Source organism: Microbacterium sp. NPDC056057, from assembly GCF_042266945.1.
Lineage (GTDB): Bacteria > Actinomycetota > Actinomycetes > Actinomycetales > Microbacteriaceae > Microbacterium > Microbacterium trichothecenolyticum_C.
In genome coordinates this window covers 1,582,338-1,601,965 of the sequence record NZ_JBHJWS010000001.1, presented here as the reverse complement: position 1 = coordinate 1,601,965, position 19,628 = coordinate 1,582,338, and the positions used below count along the sequence as shown (strand labels likewise).

Below are 19,628 nucleotides of genomic sequence, written 5' to 3'. Positions count from 1 at the left end.
TGTCAGTTCAGCTCCTCGAGGGCCTTGGTCTTGCGGAAACTGATGATCGCGATGACGGCCACGACGATGAAGATGAGGATCGTGAACGCCGAGGCGAGCCCGTAGTCGCGGTTCTGCCCGGTGAAGGCGACCTTGTAGACCATCGAGATCAGCAGGTCGGTATGGCCCACGGGTATCGTGGCGTCCTCGAATCTCGGCCCGCCGCCGGTGAGCATGTAGATGAGGTTGAAGTTGTTGAAGTTGAACGCGAACGACGCGATGAGGATCGGCGCGACCGTCACCAGAAGCAGCGGCAGCTTGATGCGGCGGAAGATCTGCCAGGGGCTGGCGCCGTCCATCACGCCGGCCTCGTTGACCTCTTCGGGGATGCCCTGGAGCGCCCCCATGCACACGAGGAACATGTACGGGAAGCCCAGCCACAAGTTGACGAGGAGCACCGAGACCTTCGCCATCACCGGATCGGTGAGCCACGGGATCTCGGCGCCGCCGAGCAGAACCTGGTTGATGAAGCCGAAGCTCTTGTTCATCATGCCCGCCCACACCAGCGCACCGAGGAACGCCGGGAACGCGTACGGCAGGATCAGCATGATCCGGTACCCGTTCTTGAAGCGCATGCGCTTGTTCTGGAACAGCATGGCCAGCAGCAGCCCGAGGAAGAACGTCGAGGCGACCGAGACGATGGCGAAGACGAACGTCCACAGGGTGACCGAGATGAGCGGCCCGCGGATGGACGCGTCGGTGATCGCCCGGACGAAGTTGTCGAAGCCGACGAACACCTGCCAGCCGGGCATGAGCTGCTCGCCCGACTCGGAGGTGAACGCGCCCTCTCCCGTGTCGGAGTACACCGTGCCGGTGGCGGTGTCGGTCATCGTGTCGGCATCGGCGTCGTAGACGAGCGTCGACGTGTAGAGGTAGCCCTTCTGGCCGTCCTGCGTACGGATCGCGCCGTCGTTGGGATCGGAGCTGTAGGGAACGGCGAGCTGCTCGACGTCGTTGCTGCGCGCAAGCACATCGGCGAACGTGAGGGTCGTCCAGCCGTCCACGGCGACGGCCTTACCGCCCTCCATCGTCGCGTCGACCGGTTCGAGCGGCTTCTGGTTGGTGCCGAGGGATGCCTCGCCGTCGGTCGGATCGGTGACCAGCAGGCCGAGCTCGCCGACGCGCTCGACGACCGTGACGTCGTAGGTCGGCGAATCCTCGACGCGGACCAGCGAGGACCGCATGAGCGAGGCGACCGCCTGGTCCTTCGAGCCGTTGTGGCCGGTGCCGTAGTTCGTGAAGCCGATGTAGCCGGTGTAGACCAGCGTGAAGATCTGGAACACGACGAGCAGGATGATGCCCGGCGTCAGGTATTTCGCGGGGATGGTGCGGCGCGAGAAGTAGATCCAGTTGACGAGGATCGTGACGGCCGTGACGAGGGTCAGCACCAGCCACTCGTTGTGGAGGAAGAGCACGAAGACGGCGTAGAGCGCGAGGGCGTCGACGATGGCGAGCAGCGCGATCTTCAGCGCCACCCAGCGCAGCTTGCCGCCGGCGGCATCGGCGATCCGCGCGGCGCTGCGCTGACGCGGCGTCGGCGTCGGCGTCTTCTCGGCCGTGTCGGCCTGAACAGTGTCGGTCATCGATCGTCCTCAAGATCGGGACCGGGACGGATGCCGCGGCATCCGTCCCGGTCGCCTGTCGCGGTCTTTCGACCGCAGGGTGTTACTTGATGGCGGCGCTCACGTCGTCGACGAGCTTCTGCCACGTCGTCGTCGGGTCCTCGCCGTTGATGATGGCGGCCTCGGCGATGCCCCAGTACTGCCAGACCGAACCCATGGCCGGGATCGCGGGCATCGGCACCGCGTCGGCGCCGACGGCCTGGAAGCCGGCGATGATCGGGTCGGACGCAGCCGTGTCGGCAGCGGCGGTGAGCGCGGGCAGGATGTTGCCGGCCTTGAACAGCTCGAGCTGGACGTCCTCGGTGCCGATGTAGTTGACGAGGAAGTCGTTCGCGGCGACCTTGTTGTCGGACTCCGAGCTCACGAAGAAGCCCTTCACACCGGCGAACGGCTGGGCCGGGGCGCCGGTCGGGCTCGGGATCGGGTCGATCGCGACGTTGATGCCGGCGTCGGTGGCCGTGCCGACGTTCCACGGGCCGGTGAGCCAGAAGGCCGACTCGCCCTCGAGGAACTTGGTCTTGGCGATGTCACCGTCGATGTCGGTGTTGAAGTTGCCCGCGGCGCCCTGGGCGCCGAGCCAGCTGGCGAACTGGAAGCCGCCCTCGCTGCCCATCTGCAGGTCGGTCGGGTCGTAGTTGCCCTCGGCGTCGGTGCCGAACACCGGAGCGCCGAACGCCGTCTGGAACGGGTACAGGTGGTACGGGTTGCCCTCGACGCCCTGCTCGACCACGAAGGGCGTGGTGAGGCCGGCGGCCTGGCCCTTGGCGATCATGTCGTCGAAGCTCGTCGCCGGCTCGGGGACGATGTCGGCGTTGCGGAGGATCGCGATGTTCTCGACCGCGTACGGGAGCATGTAGGTGGTGCCGTCGTAGTTCGAGGCCTGGAGCGCGACCGGGAGGTAGTCGCCGGCGGTGTCGCCGAGCTCGATCGGCGCCACGACGCCGTTGGTCGAGAGCTCGCCCAACCAGTCGTGCGCACCCATGACCACGTCGGGGCCCTTGCCCGTCGGCGCCTGCTGGATGAAGTCGTCCTTGATCTTGCCGACGTCCTTGCCGACGAGGTCGACCTTGACACCGGTCTTCTCGCTGTACGCGTCGGCGGCGCCCTTCAGCGCGTCCACGCGCTCGGAGTCGACCCAGACGGTCAGCGTCGACGTGGCGTCGCCCTCGTCGGTCGAACCGGTGTCGTCACCGCTGCCCGCGCAACCCGCGAGGACGATCGACGCGACGGCGAGACCGCCGAGCGCGAGCCAGCTCTTCTTGTTCACCTTCATCGGTGCAGTGCCTCTCTGGAGTACTGAGTGAGTCCGGCCGCACTGTCGGTCGCGACGGTGCGGGTTCGACTCTCGCCTGCGGAAATGCAAGCGCTTACATTTGTAACTCAGCAGACGACATATGGCAACATCGGGATCGGATCGATACCTCGCCGTGACTTTCGGCGCCTGCTTGGAATCGCTTGCACACCTGCGTACGGCTGGAACCGCTTGCAGCAGCATCCGTCCTCCCGCACCGCACGGCGGCCGCCGATAGACTGCCCGCCATGGCAGATTCTTCGTTCGACATCGTCAGCAAGGTCGACCACCAGGAGGCGGAGAACGCCCTCAACCAGGCCCGCAAAGAGATCGAGCAGCGCTACGACTTCAAGGGCACCGGGGCCTCCGTCGAGTGGAGCGGTGAGTCCGTGCTCATCAAGGCCAGCACCGAGGACCGCGCGAAGGCCGTCCTCGACGTCTTCCAGTCGAAGCTCATCAAGCGCGGCATCTCGCTGAAGAGCCTCGAGTCGGGCGAGCCCTTCGCCAGCGGCAAGGAATACCGCATCGTCTCGACGATCAAGGACGGCATCTCGTCGGAGAACGCGAAGAAGATCTCGAAGATCATCCGCGATGAGGGGCCCAAGGGCGTCAAGTCGCAGATCCAGGGCGACGAGCTGCGCGTGCAGTCGAAGTCGCGCGACGACCTGCAGGAGGTGCAGCGCCTGCTCAAGGCCGCCGACCTCGAGGTCGACCTCCAGTTCGTCAACTACCGCTGACGCGAGCCCCTGACCGGGCCGGGGCCCCGCTTCAGATGGTCACGCTCGCGAGGCGCCTCACCGCCTCGGTGATCGTGTCGGGCGAGCAGGCGAGGTTCATGCGTGCGTACCCCGCGCCCTGCCGGCCGAATCTCGGTCCGCTCGACAGCGCCACACGCGCGTGCTGTTCGGCGATGACGGCGGGGTCGTCTCCCCAGCCCAGTGCGGACATGTTCAGCCACGCGAGGTAGCTCGCCGAGGGACGACGCAGTCGTACCGCGGGCAGATGCGCGTCGAGTTCGGACTGGAGGAGGTCGGCGTTGCCCTGCACCGCGGCGATCGTGCCGTCGAGCCACTCGCGGCTGTGAGCGAACCCTTCCCGCGTCGCGATCAGCCCGAACTGCCCTGCCCGGAAGGTGACCTCCTCCGGCAGCGAGCGGATGAGGTCGGTCATGCGGTCCGACGCGGACACGAACAGCGCGGTCTTGAGCCCGGCGAGGTTGAAGGCCTTGCTTCCCGACTCGGCGGCGATGCCGTGGGCGCGCGCCTCCTCCGAGACGGTGAGGTACGGCGTGAACTCCACCCCGTGATGGGTGAGCGGAGCGTGGATCTCGTCCGAGACGACGAATCCGTCGTGGCGGGCGACGACCCGGGAGAGCTCCTCGAGAGTCACCCGGTCGTGGACCAGTCCGACGGGGTTGTGCGGGCTGCACAGCAGCACGCCCTTCGCGCCCGCTGCCAGCGCACGATCGATCCCGTCGAGGTCGAGCGCGTACGAAGATCCGTCGTCGCTCAGCGGCACCTCGACGACGGCTCCGCCGGCTTCGGGGATGAGGTCGTAGAACGGCGGATAGATCGGGGGCGTGATCACGACCCCCTCGCCCGGTTCGATCAGCCGGCGGAGCGATTCCACGATGACGACGCTGACATCGGTCGTGATGCCCATCCGATCGATGTCCGGCTCCCATCCCCACGCGGCTGCGGCGTAGTCGCGGAACGCCTCGCGGGCGCCGGGATCCAGAGGATTCACGTAGCCGGTGTCGCCCAGGTCGATCGCCTCGTGCAGCGCCTTCCTGATCGCCGGCGCCAGCGGGAAGTCCATCTCGGCGACGAACATCGGCAGCACGTCGTCGGAGTAGACGCCCCACTTCTCGCTCGTGCGTCGACGGAGAGTCGTCATGGCGTCGGCCGACGTGGGGGTGACGGGCATGCTCGTTGCTCCTCAATCGCGATGGAAACTGACCCTACACTCGGGCCATGCGCTTCCTCCGGGCCGTGTTGTCGGCCGTCGTCGCGACGCTGCCGGTGCTGGTCGTCCTCCTCATCCCCTCGCTCGTCCGCAGCGACATCGACGGGGGCTCAGCCGCCGGTGTCGGCACCGCGATCCTCAATGCCGCGTTCATCGCAGCGGTCATCCTGATCCCTCGGGTGAACGGGTGGCTCGACCCCGAGGTGCCGGACTGGACGTCGTCGACGGCGATGGCCGCGGCGGGACGGGTGTGGCGCAGCCGCATCTGGCTCGCGCTCCTCGCCGTGCTGGCGCTGCTGGCCATCCTCGCCGCGGGTCAGACGGCCGCGTACCTGCTGAGCCAGAACTCGCCGGCGGTCACCGACGGAACGCTCGACTACAGCCGCTTCCTCGCGCAGGAGCTCGTCGTGTACCTGCTCGGATACGTGCTCTCGCTCACGACCTACGTGCTCCTCGTGCGCGTGCTCGCCCGCCGTGCGGAGTGACCGACCGGCTCAGGAACGATAAAGGCCCCGGGTGCTGGGGACACCCGGGGCCTGTCGTCGTCTGCTCTCGCACAACCAACCCCCCGGTTAGCGGCGCGTGACGACGGATGGGAAGGATTCTTGGGGAGGGCCTTCCCTGAGATGCTGGGGACATCTCCCCTACAGCTTAACCCGACTGTCCACAAGAGCGCTGTCCCCTTTTCGGGGGACATTTTCGTCCGGTACGACGTACGCGCGAACCCAGCGGTCGAGAGCATCGTACGCGACCGCACGAGGAGCGGGGCGGGAGAGGAAGACGTCGTGGATCGCACCCTCGACGCGGGCGATCGTGACGAGCCCGCCGATGCGGGTCGCGGCGCGGGCGATGTCGTCGACGACGAGCACGGAGTCCGTCGACGTCATCGACTCCTTCCACGACAGCGGCGTCGTCGAGCCGACCGACAGCAGCACCAGCGCCGGGCACGCGACGTCGACGCCGGTCGCGATGCGGCGGTGCCCCTGCATCACGGCCGACAGCCACCCCGGCGCCGTCGGAAATCCCCGGTCGGGCCGCCAGACGGCGCGGTGCTCGTCGTGCGGCAGGGTGCCGATCTCGTCCTGCGCGCGCGTGTAGAACCCGAAGTCGACCGCGGGCTGCGTGCCGCGTGGGTCGAGCCTCGCCCGCATGTCCACCAGCGGTGCAAGTGCCTGACGACCCAGGGTGCCCAGCTGGAGCTCGAGCCACGGGCTGTTCAGCACGACCGCGTGCGCGCGACCGGGGTGCCGAGCCGCCCAGAGGGTGAGGGTGAGGCCGCCGGTCGAGTGCCCCATCAGGACGAGCTTGCGCCCTCCGCCGCGCGTGTCCGGTTTCGTCGGCGGCGGTTGTCCGGCTGTGTCCACGGCGTGTCCCATCGCGTGCAGCGCTGCCGCGATGTCGACGTCGTAGTCATCGAGGGAGTCGACGTACCCGGGCGCCTGCCCGTCCCGGAGGCTCCGCCCGTAGCGGCGCAGGTCGAGCGCGTAGAAGCGCGCACCGCGTGCCGTCCAGAAACGCGCGAGGTCGCGCTGGAAGAAGTAGTCCGACCAGCCGTGCACGTAGAGCACGTCGACGTCGCGCAGCGGCGCGAACAGCGTCAGGAACGGATTCGGGATGCTGCGCACCAGCGTCGCGACCAGCGGCCCGTGCGCGCCGTCCACGCCGAGCGGCAGCGTCAGCTGCTCGAACGGCTTCCCGAGGATGTCGGGGACCCACATGAGGGATGGCCCGGCCATGCCCCTCAGCCTAGAGGCGAGCGGTCACTCGGCCCGGGAGATCGCCACCATCTCGTCGCGGGGCACGACCTTGATGCGCGCCCGCTCGTGGGGTGCGCCGAGCGCCATCTCGTGCTCGTCGAGGCGGTGCCAGCCGTCGAGGTCGGTCCAGGCCACGCCGCGCTCGGCGAGGAGCGCCGGAATGGCTGCCTCCGACGGGTCGGCGGGCTGCCACCACGTGCCCTGGTCGTTGATGAGGTGACGGACCGTCTCCATCGCGTCGGACTTGGTGTGCCCGATGAGGCCCACGGGGCCGCGCTTGATCCAGCCGGTCGCGTACACGCCGTTGACGCGCTGGTTCGAGTCCTTGCTCAGCACCTGGCCCTCGCGGTTCGGGATGACGCCGTGGCGCTTGTCGAACGGCACGCCCGGCAGCGGCGATCCGAAGTATCCGACGGCGCGGTACAGCGCCTGGATCGGCACCTCGCGCAGCTCGCCGGTGCCGACGACGCCGCCTTCCCCGTCGGTACGGGTGCGCTCGTAGACGAGGGCGGACACGCGGCCCTCGGCATCCGTCTTCACTTCGATCGGCTTGGCGTAGAAGTGCAGGTGCAGGCGGCGCGACGCCGTGCCGCCGGCGTTGTTGACCGAGTCGCGCTTGCGCCACGACTGCAGCACACGGTCGATGACCATGACCTGCTTGTTGCTCGCGATGGCGGCGCGGGCCGCGTCGTCGTAGTCGAAGTCCTCGTCGTAGACGACCATGTCGACGTCACGCAGCTCGCCGAGCTCGCGGAGCTCGAGCGGCGTGAACTTCACGTTCGCCGGACCGCGACGGCCGAAGACGTGCACATCGGTGACGTTCGAGGCGACGAGGCCCTGGTGCACATTGTCGGGGATCTCGGTCGGCAGCAGGTCCTCGGCGTGCTTGGCGAGCATGCGCGCGACGTCGAGCGCAACGTTGCCGTTGCCGAGCACCGCGACGGATGCCGCATCCAGCGGCCACTCGCGCGGCACATCCGGGTGCCCGTCGAACCAGCTCACGAAGTCGGCGGCGCCGTAGGATGCGGTCGCGTCGATGCCCGGGATGTCGAGGTCGGTGTCGCGGATGGCGCCGGTGGCGAAGATGACGGCGTTGTAGTGGTGCTTGAGGTCGTCGAGGGTGATGTCCTCGCCGAAGCGGACGTTGCCGAAGATGCGGATGTCGCCGCGGTCGAGCACCTCGCGCAGGGCCGTGATGATGCCCTTGATGCGGGGGTGGTCGGGGGCGACGCCGTAGCGGACCAGCCCGTACGGAGCGGGCAGCTGCTCGAAGAGGTCGATCGACACGTCGAACTTGCGCTCGGCCTTCAGGAGGATGTCGGCGGCGTAGATGCCTGCCGGTCCTGCGCCGACGATCGCCAGTCGGAGCTTGGTCATGGTGGTCCTTTCGGGCGTTTCGTCTCGCTCGTTCCTCGTTCGCGGGGCGACCGGAGGTCGCGGGCGAGACGGAGCGGGTACGTCTAACTGGAGCGGTCGGCGACGGCCTGGGCGAACCGGGTCAGGGCCTCGCGCACCGCGCCGTCGGGCAGCGGCGCGAGCGCCTCGATCGCCTCGGTCGACCACGCGTTCGCGAGGTCGAGGGTCGCCTGGGTGGCCTCGTGGTCGCGCAGCTGCGCGAGCGGCTCGTCGAGGATGGCGGGGTCGGCGCCGTCGGCGATGCGCGCCACGCCCTCGTCGATGCGCTCGCGCAGGTCGGCGGAGGCGGCATCGGTCCGCTGTCCGAGCACGAGGTACGGCATGGTCGGCACGCCGGCCCGCAGGTCGGTGCCGGGCACCTTGCCGGTCTCGTCGGGGTCGGCCGACAGGTCGATCACGTCGTCGAGCAGCTGGAACGCGACGCCGGCCTTCTCGCCGAACGTCACCATCGGCTGCTCGAACTCCTTCGGGCCGTTCGAGAAGATGACGCCGGACTGGGCCGCGGCCGCGATGAGCGAACCGGTCTTGTCGGAGAGCACCTGGAGGTAGAACGCGACGCGGTCGTCCTCGTCGGAAGGGCCGACCGTCTCGTGCATCTGCCCGAGCACGAGCCGCTCGAACGTGTCGGCCTGCAGACGGATGGCGTCCTCGCCGTGGCGCGCCATGATCTGGCTCGCGCGCGAGAACAGCAGGTCGCCGGTGAGGATCGCGACGTTGTTGCCCCACACGGCGTGCGCGCTGGGGACTCCGCGACGCTTGTCGGCAGCATCCATCACGTCGTCGTGGTACAGGGATCCGAGATGCGTCATCTCGAGAGCGGTCGCGGCGTCGATCACCTCGTCGGTGGCGCCGTCGCCGAGCTGGGCGGTCAACAGCGCCAGCATGGGACGGATGCGCTTGCCGCCGGCGTCGTAGAGGTAGCGGCTCGTCGCGTCGGCGAGCGTGTCGGCCACGCGCAGCTCGCGCTCGAGGGCGCTGTCGACGCGCTTGAGCCCCGCCTCGACGGTCTTGAGCAGGCCGCGCGATCGCGCGCCCGCGAAGATGCGGTCGGTGAGGCCCAGCTTGCCCGCGATATGCGAGCCCGGCGCTGTCGGTGTCACACGCCCAGCCTACCGGGGGCGCGTTTCGTCGCGGTCCGCCCAGCGATGGCCGCTGCTAGACCTGGGGTTTCGTCGCGCGGTGCAGCGCGACGATGCCCATCGAGAGGTTGCGGTGCGCGACGTCGGTCCATCCGGCCTGGCGGATCCACGCCGACAGCGTGCGCTGGTCGGGCCAGTCGCGGATCGACTCGTTCAGGTAGTCGTACGCCTCGGCGTTCGAGCTGACGGTCTTCGCGACGACCGGCAGCACACGGTCGTTGTAGAAGCGGTACAGGCCGTTGAACGCCTTCGACGGCGGGTGCGAGAACTCGCAGACGACGAGGCGCCCGCCGGGCTTCGTGACGCGCAGCAGCTCGCTCAGCGCCTTCCTCGGCTCGTTCACGTTGCGCAGGCCGAACGACATGGTGACGGCGTCGAACTCGTCGTCGCCGAAGGGCAGGTCGGTCGCGTCGGCCTGCACGAAGGACAGATTCCGGATGCCGCTGTGCCGGCGGCGCCCCTCGGCGATCATGCCGGGCGAGAAGTCCGCCGCGACCACCGTGGCGCCGCGGCCGGCGAGCGCGACGCTCGAGGCGCCCGTGCCCGCGGCGAGGTCGAGGATGCGCTCCCCGGCGCGCGGGTTCACCGCGCGCGTCGTCGCGGCGCGCCAGAACCGGTCGTTGCCCATGCTCAGCACGGTGTTGGTGCGGTCGTAGCCGGCCGCGACCTGGTCGAACATGCCGCTCACACGCGACGGGTCCTTGTGGAGGTCGGCGCGGTTCGGCTCGTGATCGGAGGGGTGGGATGCCACGGCTTCGAGTCTAGGCGGCGGTTCCGCCTGCGCCGGGGCCGCCGTCGCCCGCGGTGGTGAAGAAGACGGGCGCGGGCGGGGCGACCGCGTCGTAGGACGAGAGACGAGCGAGCCAGGCATCGGGCGTCGCATCATCGAACGGCGCCTCCGCCGCGGCGACGCGGCCCTCGAGGTCCACGGCGAGCGCCTCGAGCCTGTCGACGAGGTCGAGCGGATAGCCGTACGCGACGCGGTGCTCGTCCCACTCGTCGCGGTCGTCGATGAACAGACCGCGCCCGTCGATCGCCTTCACGACGTCGAGATCCATGTCGATCCCCTGGGGTTCGTGGCCCTCCCAGCGGATGTCCCACGCGACGTCGATGTAGATGCGCACGCGCCGTGGCGCCCCGTGCACGGTCATCGCGTAGTCACCGCTCGGCGGGATGAGGGTGACGTTGGGCCCGTCGGCGAGGAACTCGAGCCCGGGACGGACGTTGCGCCATCCCGAGGGCTGACCGACCCAGTCGCCCCACCGGTCCCTGCCCAGGTAGATGCAGTCGTTGACCCAGTGGGGGCCGCCGTCCCACTTGCGCCAGCGGAACTGGAGCGGGGCTCCGGGCTCGGGGCGGTCGGAATCCGGGTGGCCTGAGAGGTGCATCGGGGTCGGCACCCGCCCCAGTGTAGGGCTGTATCAGCCTCTTCCCGCCCTCCCTCCTCCACGGTGGCCGCAACCTCGCGGCCCTTCAGGAGAGAAGTCCGAAAATGGCTGCAACATCCGGCGGCTCGTCGCGAAAGCGCACGTCCGCTCCTCGGGCGGAACTGGGTGCCTCCGCTCCGCTCTACATCGACGGCGACGACGTCATTCCCGGCGAGGTCATCGTCACGCTCAAGTCCGACGCCGCCGATGCGATGACGGCGTCCGTGCCCATCCACCCCGGCGGTCGCGGCGTCTCGATGGCCGATTCGCTCGGGGTGTCGGGCGTCGACGCCGTGCTCGCGCGCCTCGGCGCCTACGACATCACCCGTCTCGCCCCACCGTCGCAGGGCATCGCGCGCTCCGTGATGGCCCTCGACGGCGTGCCCGAGCCCGAGGAATCGATCCTCGGTCGCTCGTTCCGCGTCCGCATCGACACGAAGGTCGCCCCCGACAAGGCGGCGGCCGAGCTCGACGCCCTCGACGAGGTCGAGGTCGCCGAGCCGAACCGGTGGCGCGAGGCCAGCGTCATCCCCGACGACCCGCAGTTCGGCGCGCAGTGGGGGCTGACGAAGATCAACGCCCCCGACGCGTGGGACGTCACGAAGGGATCCGCGAGCGTCGTCGTGGCGGTCATCGACTCGGGCGTCGACCTCGACCACCCCGAGCTGGCGCCGCTGCTGGTCCCGGGGTTCGACATGGTCGATCTGGGTCCGAACCCGACGCCGAACCCGGGGTGGCGCTTCGAGGGCGACTTCGCGGGGCGCGACGCGATCCCCGAGGACGAGGTCGGCCACGGCACGCACGTCGCGGGCACCATCGCCGCCGTGTCCAACAACGCCGTCGGCGTCGCGGGCGTCGGGTGGCAGACACGGATCATGCCGATCAAGGCGCTCACCCGCGTCGTGCGCATCAGCGACGGTCGCGTGAGCGGCACGGGCTCGTCGGCCGACGTCGCCGCGGCCATCCGGTACGCGGCCGACAACGGCGCCCATGTCATCAACATGAGCCTCGGCAGCCCGTCCTCGACCTCGGTCGAGGCGAGCGCGGTGGCGTACGCGGTGAGCAAGGGCGTGGTCGTCGTGGCCGCGATGGGCAACGACGGCAGCTCTTCGCCGAGCTTCCCCGCGGCCTACCCGGACGTGATCGCGGTCGCCGCGATCCAGTCGAACGAGTCCCGCGCGGCGTTCTCGCAGACCGGACCGCACATCGACATCTCGGCGCCGGGCGTCGGCATCCTGTCGACGTACCTCGCCGGCGGCCTCGCCACGATGGCCGGCACGTCGATGGCCTCGCCGCACGTGGCAGGTGTCGCGGCACTCGTGAAGGCGGTCAAGCCGAGCCTGACGGCGACCGAGATCGGCGACATCCTCCGCTCGACGGCGAAGCCGCTGCGCGACGTCGCGAGCGATCCCGTGCCGAACGACAGGTACGGCTGGGGACTCCTCGATGCCAGTGCGGCGGTGCTGAAGGCGCGGGGCCCGATCGTCATCAAGCCGACGATCACGGTCAAGCTGCGGACGCCGGTGGTGGCCTGCGTGCCCAGGACGATCACCCTCCCGGAGTGCGGGACGATCAAGACCGTCCTTCCGCTGCAGTGCAAGAAGATCAAGTCGATCCACATCGCGTGCCCCGTGACGACGACGGTGACCAAGGTCCCGACGACCGTGACGGGCCCGGGACCCGGACCCCAGCCGGGCGGCGCCGACCCGTTCGGCATCGAGGGCGACTACGAGGCCGGCTTCGCCGCCGGCTATGCCGCCGCGATCGAGGAGCTCCAGTCCGGCGGCGGCGACGCCTACGGCGAGGGGCTGTTCGACGAGTGATCGCCGACACGACCATGGTGCGGACGGATGCGGGCACCACCCCGCATCCGTCCGTCACCGCTCTGCGCGCGGTGGGGCTCCTCGGTCCCACCGAACAGCTGCGCGCCGAGCCCGTCGACCTCTCCCGCGCCCACGGGGTGTGGGCCGTGCACCTCCCGGACGAGCGCCGCGTGGTCGTCAAGTCGGGTGCGTTCACGCCGCCCGCCGACGGGTCGACCGACGCCGCCCAGGAAGGACTCGGCGCGGAGCTGTTCGTGCAGCGCATGGCGCGCTGGTGCCTCCCCCTGCAGGACGCGATCCCGTCGCCCGCGGCCGTCGACGAGGAGCACGGCATCCTCGTCGTGGCGGACCTCGGTGCCGGGCACCCGGCGTCGCTCGCCCTGATCTCCGACACGATCGGCGACGAGGACGCCTTCTTCCGTCTCCTCGGTGCCCGCGTGGGCGCCGTGCATCGCGCCACCGCCGGACTGCCGCTGCCGCCGGCGCGCCCGCCGCTCGTGCTCCACGTGCTGCGCGCGGGCGAACACGCCGACGCGCTCGGCCTCGCCGCGACGACGCGCGACCTCATCGGCTTCCTTCGCGCGCAGCCGGCCCTGATGGCCGCGGCCGCGCGCCTGCGCACACCTGCCGGGCGCGCGCTCGTGCACCACGACCTCAAGTGGGACAACATCGCCGTCGCACCTGGCCCCTCCCCCGTCATCGTCGACTGGGAGCTCGCGGGGGCGGGCGATCCGGCATGGGACCTCGGATGCCTCGTCGCCGAGCATCTGCTGCACGACAGGTCGGCCGCGCTCGGGCTGCCGTCGCCGGGCCGTGAGCTCGTGCGCGGTTACGGCGAAGCCGCGCGGATCTCGTCGCGCGCCACGGGACTCTTCGCGGAGCGCGTCGCGCTGGCCGCTGTGCTGCGCCTCGCGCAGTTCGCCCTCGAGGTCGCCGAGCGGAGCGAAGGCGGCGACGAGGAGCGGGCCCGCGGGCTCGCGGCCCTCGCGGTCGCACGCCACGATCACCTCGCCGTTCTCACGGAGGAGCTGCGCTCATGCCTCGCACGATGACCTCCGCAGCCGCGGCCGAGGCGGCCGTCGCCCGCGGCGAGCGCGCCGCCGAGGCGAGCCTGCGCGAACTGAGCCGTGCGCTCGCGCTCATCGAGGGCTCGGATGACGCACGCGCACTGCGCGCGGATGCTCCGACCGGAGTCGAGATCGAGAGTCCGCTCGCGGAGTGGCTGTACGCGAACTGGTGGACCGCCGAGTCCGGCGGCGCGACCACCCCACCGGAGGGCACGCTCGTCGCCCCGCCCGCGATCCCCCGCGTCGGCCTGTTCGAGGCGATGCGCCGCCGTGCGGCAGGGACGTCCGACGCATGGATCGTGCTCGCGGTGGGCGACGGCACGGTCACGGTCGTGGCATCCCGGCCTCCCTCCTCCGCCTCACCGGGCCACGTCCGCATCGCGACGGACCGCATCGTCTCGTCCTCGCGGCCCGGCTGCCGCCCGGCGCCGGGCGACCTCGTGACCATCACCCGCGGGTCGTCGGGGTGGGACCGTGCGTCGGGGTGGTGGTGGGCGCACTCCGGTGAGGGTGTCCCTGACGGGCCCCTCGACCGCTGGTACACGCACTCCCGCTCGCCGGAGGACTCCGCGGCCCTGCTGCCTCCGCTGATGGGCGCCTTCTCGGACGCCGGGAGCGCCTTCTCGCTCAAGTGCCTGCCCGGACCCGCCGGCTACGGCCGCCCCGACGCACTCGTCGTCTACACGCCTCGGGTCATCCGGGCGCGGGTGGCCGCGGCGCTTCGGCGCCAGGCCCGGGTCCTCGCGCCCTACGTCGATGCGTCGATCCCGCCGACGACGCGACGCATCGCCCGGGGCATCGGGATGTCGGAGGATCCCGCCGACGGCACCAGCTTCGGTCAGCTGCGAACGGCTCAGGTCGCCGCGATCGCGGCGCTGACCGCGCACACGGATGCTGCGCCCCACCGTCTGCGCGAGGCCGCCGGCGCGGTCGGCCTCGATGTGACACGCCCCTGGAAGGCACGATCATGACGACGGTCGCCCTGGCCTCGATCGGGTCGACGGCGGCGCGGTCGCCCGCCGAACTCGGCGTCGCGGCGATCACGCTGGCCCGCCGGCTCGCCGCCGACGTCGTCGTGGACGACCGCGGGGCGCCGCAATGGAACGGCGACGAGATCGACCTCGCCGCGAGCCCGGACGGATCGGTCCTGAAGACCGGGCCCGTCGACGACGGCTTCCTCACGGGGCGGGCGGGCATCGCCCTCGCCCTCGCCGCGGCCGCACGGCACGCGCGCGACGCATCACTGGCCCTGCTCGCGCAGGCGGCGATCGCCGACGTCCTCGACGCCCGCGGAACCGCGCAGCGCCGACAGCTCGGCTGGCAGAGCGGAGACCTGGGGATCGCGATCGCCGCGGAGCGGATCGCGGACCTGCTCGGCCGACCCGACCTCGCGAAAGCGGGCCGACGGCTCTCCGCCGGCGCCGTCGCGGCCCTCGCGACCACGGATGACTCGCGGCTGCCCGGGTACGCCGACCTTCTCGACGGCTCAGCGGGCCATCTGCTCGCCGTGCTCGCGGCTGCACTGCCGGCGAGCGCCGAGCAGCACCGGGCGGCGGCCGCCGAACGCCTCGTGCGCGACCTGCGCGCTCGCGCCGTCGTCGACATCTGCGGCGCACGCTGGCCGATGGCCGACGGCGACCGCGCGGTCACCGGCCTGGCGCACGGCTCGTCGGGCATCGGGCTGGCGCTGCTCGCCGCGCATGCCGCCGGCGTCGTCGGCGCGGACCGAGCGCTCGCCGATGCCGCGTGGACGTGGGAGGACGCGGGCTACGGCGCCGAGGACGGCGGCTGGTACGACCTGCGCGTCGATGAGCCGGCGATCGGGCTGGCGTGGTGCCACGGGGCTCCGGGGATCGGCATCGCGGCGGCTCTCCGCTCGCGCATCGACCGGGACGATGCCCTCGAGAGCGAAGCGACCTACCTGCGCGCGCTCCGCTCGATCGAGCGCGCCCGGCGCGAGTTCCCCGACGATGAGGGCGACGACGCCACCCTGTGCCACGGCCGCTCCGGCATCGTCGAGCTGCACGTGGCCGGCACCGAAGCGGCGTGGTCCACCGATGCGACGTCCCGCGAGGAGCACCTGCGCGCGGCACGGTACGAGGCATCCGTCATCGCCGCCGGGATCGATGCCGACGGGAGCACGACGTGGAGCCACGGCGTGCGGGGCGGCCGGTCGCCGGCGGTCCTCGACGGCACTGCGGGCGTCGTCTTGACACTGCTTCGCTGCGCCGGTCCCCTGGCGAGCGTCGCGCACCCGCCGCTGCGGGTTCGGTGACTCAGCGCCTGTCGTCCGCCGGCGGCTCCTCGAGCGGCTCTTCGACGGGCATGAGGCCGATGTCGCGCATCTCGGCGCCGCCTTCTCCCCCGAAGCCGACCCACGCGTCCGGCTCGGCGACCCTCACCCCGGCCACCGTCTGCGCGCGATCGGCATAGTCGGCGACCGACTCGTCGACCGTGGCGATGAACACATCGGGCAGCTCCGGCGCGGGCGGCGAAACCGACTCGGCGCCGGCGTCGCGAAGGCCCGCCTCGACCGCGCCCTGGTCGGCATCGGGGTCGACGGTGATCAGATAGCGCACGCTCACGCGGCCATCCTCACCCGGCGCTGCGGCGCACACAAGGGCGGCGGCGACCGGCGTCGGCCCCGGATCGGCGAGTCTAGGCTGGAGTCGTGACACCTTCGCACCGCCCGCCTGAGCTGGTGGTCGAGACCCGCGAGATCGAGCACGTCGACGACCTCCTCGCCTACGCCTCTCCCGGCGACCCTCTCGCCTGGCTGAGACGCGGCGACGGCATCGTCGGCATCGGCCAGCTGGGCGGTTACGAGCGCGGACCCCACTCCGCTCCCGGCGTCGACCCGGCGGCGCTGCCGTCGGCGGCAGAGACGTGGCGTCAGACCGCCACGACGGCGGAGATCGATGATCCCCTCGGCCTCCCCGGAACGGGGCTGGTCGCGTTCGGCACGCTCGTCTTCGACGAGAGGTCGTCGGCCACGAGCCGGCTCGTGATCCCGCAGGCCGTCATCGGCCGCCACCGCGGACGCTCGTGGGTGACGCGCATCCGACGCGTCGCCGCCGACATCGGCGACGCCGTCGTCGAGCCCGCGCCGTACGGCCCGTACTGGTCGGCCACGCTCGGCCCCGGCACCCTCAACCCCGCCGGCTACCAGGCCGCGGTCCGCGAGGCCGTCGACGCGATCGTGCGCGGAGAACTCGAGAAGGTCGTGCTCGCGCGTGATCTCGTCGGCACGATCCCCGCCGGTGCCGACGTGCGCCGCCTGGTGCGCGCCCTCGCCGACGACTACCCCGACACCTGGACCTTCGCCGTCGACGGTCTCATCGGGGCGAGCCCGGAGACCCTCGTCACCGCCTCGCGCGGCGTGGTGACCGCACGCGTGCTCGCCGGGACGATCCCGCGCGGGACCGATGCGCACGATGACACCGAGGCATCCACCTCCCTCGCGCACAGCGCGAAGGACCTCGACGAGCACCGCTTCGCCGTGCAGAGCGTGCTCGCGAAGCTGGGGCCGCACGTGCGTCATCTGCGGGCCGATCCCGAGCCGTTCACGCTCAAGCTGCCGAACCTCTGGCACCTCGCGACCGACGTCGCGGGCGACCTGGCCGACCACGCCTCGGCCCTCGACCTGGTGGCTGAACTCCACCCCACCGCAGCTGTGGCCGGCACGCCGACCGACGCTGCGCTCGAACTGATCCGCCGGCTCGAGCCGTTCGACCGCGGCCGCTACGCCGGGCCGGTCGGCTGGATCGACGGCGACGGCAACGGGGAGTGGGCCATCGCCCTGCGCTGCGCGCAGATCGGTGGGGAGCCGCCCCGCAACGTCGCCGAGTACAGCGCGACGATCCCGGTCGTCGCCCACGCGGGCGCCGGGATCGTCGCCCAGAGCAACCCCGACAAGGAGCTGCTCGAGACCAGGGTCAAGTTCCGCCCGATCGTCGACGCGCTCGCCTGAGGGGCGGCCCGCCGGGCGACGTCAGCCCGGTTCGGGGCGCGCTGCGCACGTTCGGGGCGGATCGGGCGCGCCCCGAACGCACCTCCCGCGCCCCAACCCGGAGAACGGAGGCGTCACGTCACACCGAGCGCTGGTAGGCGCGGATCGACCGCACGGCCCAGACGAAGGCCAGTGCCGCGAGCGCCGCGAGGCCGCCGAGCTGCCACCAGCCGTTCGCGGGGTAGTCGCCGCTGAGGCCGCCGCGGCCGAGCTCGACGGCCCACGTCATGGGGTTCCAGCGCGAGACGTCCTGCACCCACTCGGGCATCAGATCGGCCGGCATCATCGTGGTCGACAGGAACGTGGCCGGCAGCACGATGAGCTGCGACAGGCTGATCAGCGCGATCTGGCTCCGCGAGATGAGCGCCACCGCCGTCGAGGCACAGCAGAAGATCGTCGCGAGCACCGTCGCGATGCCGAGGGCGGCGAGCATGCCGCCGACCCCGCCGGGGTAACGCGCACCGGCGAGCCAGCCGATCCCGAGCACGACGAGCGACTGCGCGAGGTTGATGATCAGCTGCTGCGTCAGCTGCCCGGTGATGATCGCCGACCGCGACACCGGCGAGGTGAGGTACTGGTCCATGACGCCCGAATTGATGTCGTCGATGTAGCCGGTGCCGGCCCACGCCCCCGAGTAGAGGACCGTCATCATGAGGATGCCGGGCACGAGGTAGTCGATGTAGCCGGCGCCGCCGAACTGCGGCAGCGCACCGAGCGACTGGAAGACCTGCCCGAACAGCACGATCCAGATGACCGGCTGGATCAGCGACATGACCGGCCCCCACACCTGGCGGAGGGTCGCGATCAGCCAGCGGCGCAGCACCTGGCCGGCCTGCGTGAACCAGCCCGCGCGAGGCGCGGTGCCGGTGAGAACGAGCGTCGTCATGCTGCGACTCCTTCCGTGAGGGCGTCCGCTGCCGCGTCGCCGAAGGTGTGGCCGACGAAGTGCAGGTACACGTCGTCGAGGGTGGGATGGGAGGCCGCGACCTGGCCGAAGCGGATGCCCGCGGCATCCAATGCTCCGATGACCGCCCCGACCGCCGCCGAGGCGTCGTCGGTGCGCGCCGCGAGGACGCCGTCGACACCGGAGGCCTCGATCACGATGTCGCGCAGGCCCGGCACACGGCTCATCGCCGCCCGCACGGCGGCGGGGTCGGGCTCCACGAGCGACACCCGCAGCGAGTCGCCGTGCAGCGCCGCCTTGAGTTCGTCGGGCGTACCCTGCACGACCGCACGACCCCGGTTGACGAGCAGGAGCTCGTCGGCGAGGCGGTCGGCCTCCTCCATGTAGTGGGTCGTCAGCACCACGGTGAGCGCCTCCTCGCCGGACAGTCGGCGGATCTCCGCCCACATCGTGGCGCGTGCCTCGGGGTCCAGTCCCGTGGTGGGCTCGTCCAGGAAGAGCACGCGCGGCCGGTGCACGAGCGCCGCGGCGACGTCGAGACGCCGGCGCATTCCGCCGGAGAAGGTTCCGACCGGACGACGGGATGCCTCGGCCAGCCCGAACTCGTCGAGCAGACGCGCCGCGCGGCCGCGGGCCTCACCCGGCGCGACGCCGCGCAGTCGTGCGGCGATCTCGAGGTTCTCGCGGGCGGTGAGGAGCGGATCCGTGCTCGCCCCCTGGGACACATAGCCGATGGCGGAGCGGACCGACGCCGGGTCGGTGGTGACGTCGTATCCTGCGACGAAGGCGGTGCCGCTCGTCGGACGGGACAGCGTCGTGAGGATCTTGGTCGTCGTGGACTTGCCGGCGCCGTTCGGGCCGAGGAGGCCGAACACACGGCCGGCGGGGACCGAGAATCCGAGGCCGTCGAGGGCTCGGACCCCTGGCTTCCGGCCGCGACCCGGATAGACCTTGACGAGGTCGGTGGCGACGATCGCGCGATCGTCGGCGATGGAGTTTTCGGGCATGGCGAAGCATCCCTTCCTGCGAGTGGGTTGTTGAGGGGTCGGGGGGGGGCGCCCCCCCCCCCCCCGTGGAGGAGGTGGTATGGGGGGGGCGCAACGAACCAGCGCGGGCGCGCCACAAACAAGCGGGCGTTAAAAAAAAAGAAGAGGCCGCCCCACAAAAAT

The 19,628-nt window shown here is 71.0% G+C and carries 18 protein-coding genes; 7 read left to right on the top strand and 11 right to left on the bottom strand.

Going from position 1 to position 19,628, the window contains the following annotated elements; translation table 11 throughout:
- Positions 1-2: 2 nt before the first annotated feature.
- Complete coding sequence (locus ACFC1K_RS06695) at positions 3-1,622, bottom strand: ABC transporter permease subunit (protein WP_375870961.1); 1,620 nt, start codon at positions 1,620-1,622, stop codon at positions 3-5.
- Between the two features lie 82 nt (positions 1,623-1,704).
- Positions 1,705-2,934, bottom strand: coding sequence for a maltose ABC transporter substrate-binding protein (locus tag ACFC1K_RS06690; RefSeq protein WP_310285225.1), 1,230 nt, complete (start codon positions 2,932-2,934; stop codon positions 1,705-1,707).
- A gap of 266 nt (positions 2,935-3,200) precedes the next feature.
- On the opposite strand from ACFC1K_RS06690, the gene ACFC1K_RS06685 reads away from it, so the two are divergent.
- A complete protein-coding gene (locus tag ACFC1K_RS06685) occupies positions 3,201-3,689 on the top strand; it encodes a YajQ family cyclic di-GMP-binding protein (protein WP_310285226.1) in 489 nt (162 codons plus the stop codon).
- Positions 3,690-3,720: 31 nt separating this feature from the next.
- On the opposite strand, the gene ACFC1K_RS06680 is transcribed toward ACFC1K_RS06685, so the two are convergent.
- Positions 3,721-4,878 (bottom strand): MalY/PatB family protein, encoded by a 1,158-nt coding sequence (locus ACFC1K_RS06680; protein WP_375870960.1) that lies wholly within the window; start codon positions 4,876-4,878, stop codon positions 3,721-3,723.
- A 47-nt stretch (positions 4,879-4,925) separates the two neighbouring features.
- Here ACFC1K_RS06680 and ACFC1K_RS06675 point away from each other — a divergent pair, with 47 nt between their 5' ends.
- Positions 4,926-5,402: a hypothetical protein gene (locus tag ACFC1K_RS06675; RefSeq protein ID WP_056368935.1), complete on the top strand. Its 477-nt coding sequence runs from the start codon at positions 4,926-4,928 to the stop codon at positions 5,400-5,402.
- A gap of 159 nt (positions 5,403-5,561) precedes the next feature.
- Here ACFC1K_RS06675 and ACFC1K_RS06670 read toward each other — a convergent pair whose 3' ends face one another.
- The 5 genes from ACFC1K_RS06670 to ACFC1K_RS06650 form a co-directional block, all read right to left on the bottom strand.
- Positions 5,562-6,653: an alpha/beta hydrolase gene (locus tag ACFC1K_RS06670; protein ID WP_375870959.1), complete on the bottom strand. Its 1,092-nt coding sequence runs from the start codon at positions 6,651-6,653 to the stop codon at positions 5,562-5,564.
- Positions 6,654-6,677: 24 nt separating this feature from the next.
- Complete coding sequence (locus ACFC1K_RS06665; protein WP_310285254.1) at positions 6,678-8,051, bottom strand: FAD-dependent oxidoreductase; 1,374 nt, start codon at positions 8,049-8,051, stop codon at positions 6,678-6,680.
- Positions 8,052-8,134: 83 nt separating this feature from the next.
- Positions 8,135-9,190 (bottom strand): polyprenyl synthetase family protein, encoded by a 1,056-nt coding sequence (locus ACFC1K_RS06660; RefSeq protein ID WP_310285256.1) that lies wholly within the window; start codon positions 9,188-9,190, stop codon positions 8,135-8,137.
- 55 nt (positions 9,191-9,245) lie between these two features.
- On the bottom strand, positions 9,246-9,980 hold the full coding sequence (locus ACFC1K_RS06655; RefSeq protein ID WP_375870958.1) for a demethylmenaquinone methyltransferase: 735 nt from the start codon (positions 9,978-9,980) through the stop codon (positions 9,246-9,248).
- A gap of 10 nt (positions 9,981-9,990) precedes the next feature.
- Complete coding sequence (locus ACFC1K_RS06650) at positions 9,991-10,629, bottom strand: DUF402 domain-containing protein (RefSeq protein ID WP_375870957.1); 639 nt, start codon at positions 10,627-10,629, stop codon at positions 9,991-9,993.
- A 92-nt stretch (positions 10,630-10,721) separates the two neighbouring features.
- Here ACFC1K_RS06650 and ACFC1K_RS06645 point away from each other — a divergent pair, with 92 nt between their 5' ends.
- From ACFC1K_RS06645 to ACFC1K_RS06630, 4 genes are read left to right on the top strand one after another with little or no spacing between them, the layout of a single operon-like run.
- Entirely contained in the window at positions 10,722-12,479 is a 1,758-nt protein-coding gene (locus ACFC1K_RS06645; protein ID WP_375870956.1) for a S8 family serine peptidase, read from the top strand.
- Positions 12,476-13,531 (top strand): phosphotransferase family protein, encoded by a 1,056-nt coding sequence (locus ACFC1K_RS06640; RefSeq protein ID WP_375870955.1) that lies wholly within the window; start codon positions 12,476-12,478, stop codon positions 13,529-13,531. Before ACFC1K_RS06645 ends, ACFC1K_RS06640 begins: the two co-directional genes overlap by 4 nt.
- Positions 13,516-14,517: a T3SS effector HopA1 family protein gene (locus ACFC1K_RS06635; RefSeq protein WP_375870954.1), complete on the top strand. Its 1,002-nt coding sequence runs from the start codon at positions 13,516-13,518 to the stop codon at positions 14,515-14,517. Before ACFC1K_RS06640 ends, ACFC1K_RS06635 begins: the two co-directional genes overlap by 16 nt.
- Positions 14,514-15,821, top strand: coding sequence for a lanthionine synthetase LanC family protein (locus tag ACFC1K_RS06630; RefSeq protein ID WP_375870953.1), 1,308 nt, complete (start codon positions 14,514-14,516; stop codon positions 15,819-15,821). The genes ACFC1K_RS06635 and ACFC1K_RS06630 overlap by 4 nt, the downstream gene beginning before the upstream one ends.
- 1 nt (position 15,822) lies before the next feature.
- Here the strand turns inward: ACFC1K_RS06630 and ACFC1K_RS06625 are convergent, their stop codons facing one another.
- Positions 15,823-16,131: a hypothetical protein gene (locus ACFC1K_RS06625; protein ID WP_375870952.1), complete on the bottom strand. Its 309-nt coding sequence runs from the start codon at positions 16,129-16,131 to the stop codon at positions 15,823-15,825.
- 86 nt (positions 16,132-16,217) lie between these two features.
- Here ACFC1K_RS06625 and ACFC1K_RS06620 point away from each other — a divergent pair, with 86 nt between their 5' ends.
- Positions 16,218-17,516, top strand: coding sequence for an isochorismate synthase MenF (locus ACFC1K_RS06620; protein WP_375870951.1), 1,299 nt, complete (start codon positions 16,218-16,220; stop codon positions 17,514-17,516).
- A 118-nt stretch (positions 17,517-17,634) separates the two neighbouring features.
- Here ACFC1K_RS06620 and ACFC1K_RS06615 read toward each other — a convergent pair whose 3' ends face one another.
- Together ACFC1K_RS06615 and ACFC1K_RS06610 are read right to left on the bottom strand one after the other, a co-directional pair.
- On the bottom strand, positions 17,635-18,441 hold the full coding sequence (locus tag ACFC1K_RS06615; RefSeq protein WP_375870950.1) for an ABC transporter permease: 807 nt from the start codon (positions 18,439-18,441) through the stop codon (positions 17,635-17,637).
- The gene (locus ACFC1K_RS06610; protein WP_375870949.1) at positions 18,438-19,466 is read right to left on the bottom strand and encodes an ATP-binding cassette domain-containing protein; all 1,029 of its coding nucleotides are present in this window, start codon (positions 19,464-19,466) and stop codon (positions 18,438-18,440) included. Before ACFC1K_RS06610 ends, ACFC1K_RS06615 begins: the two co-directional genes overlap by 4 nt.
- Positions 19,467-19,628: the final 162 nt, after the last annotated feature.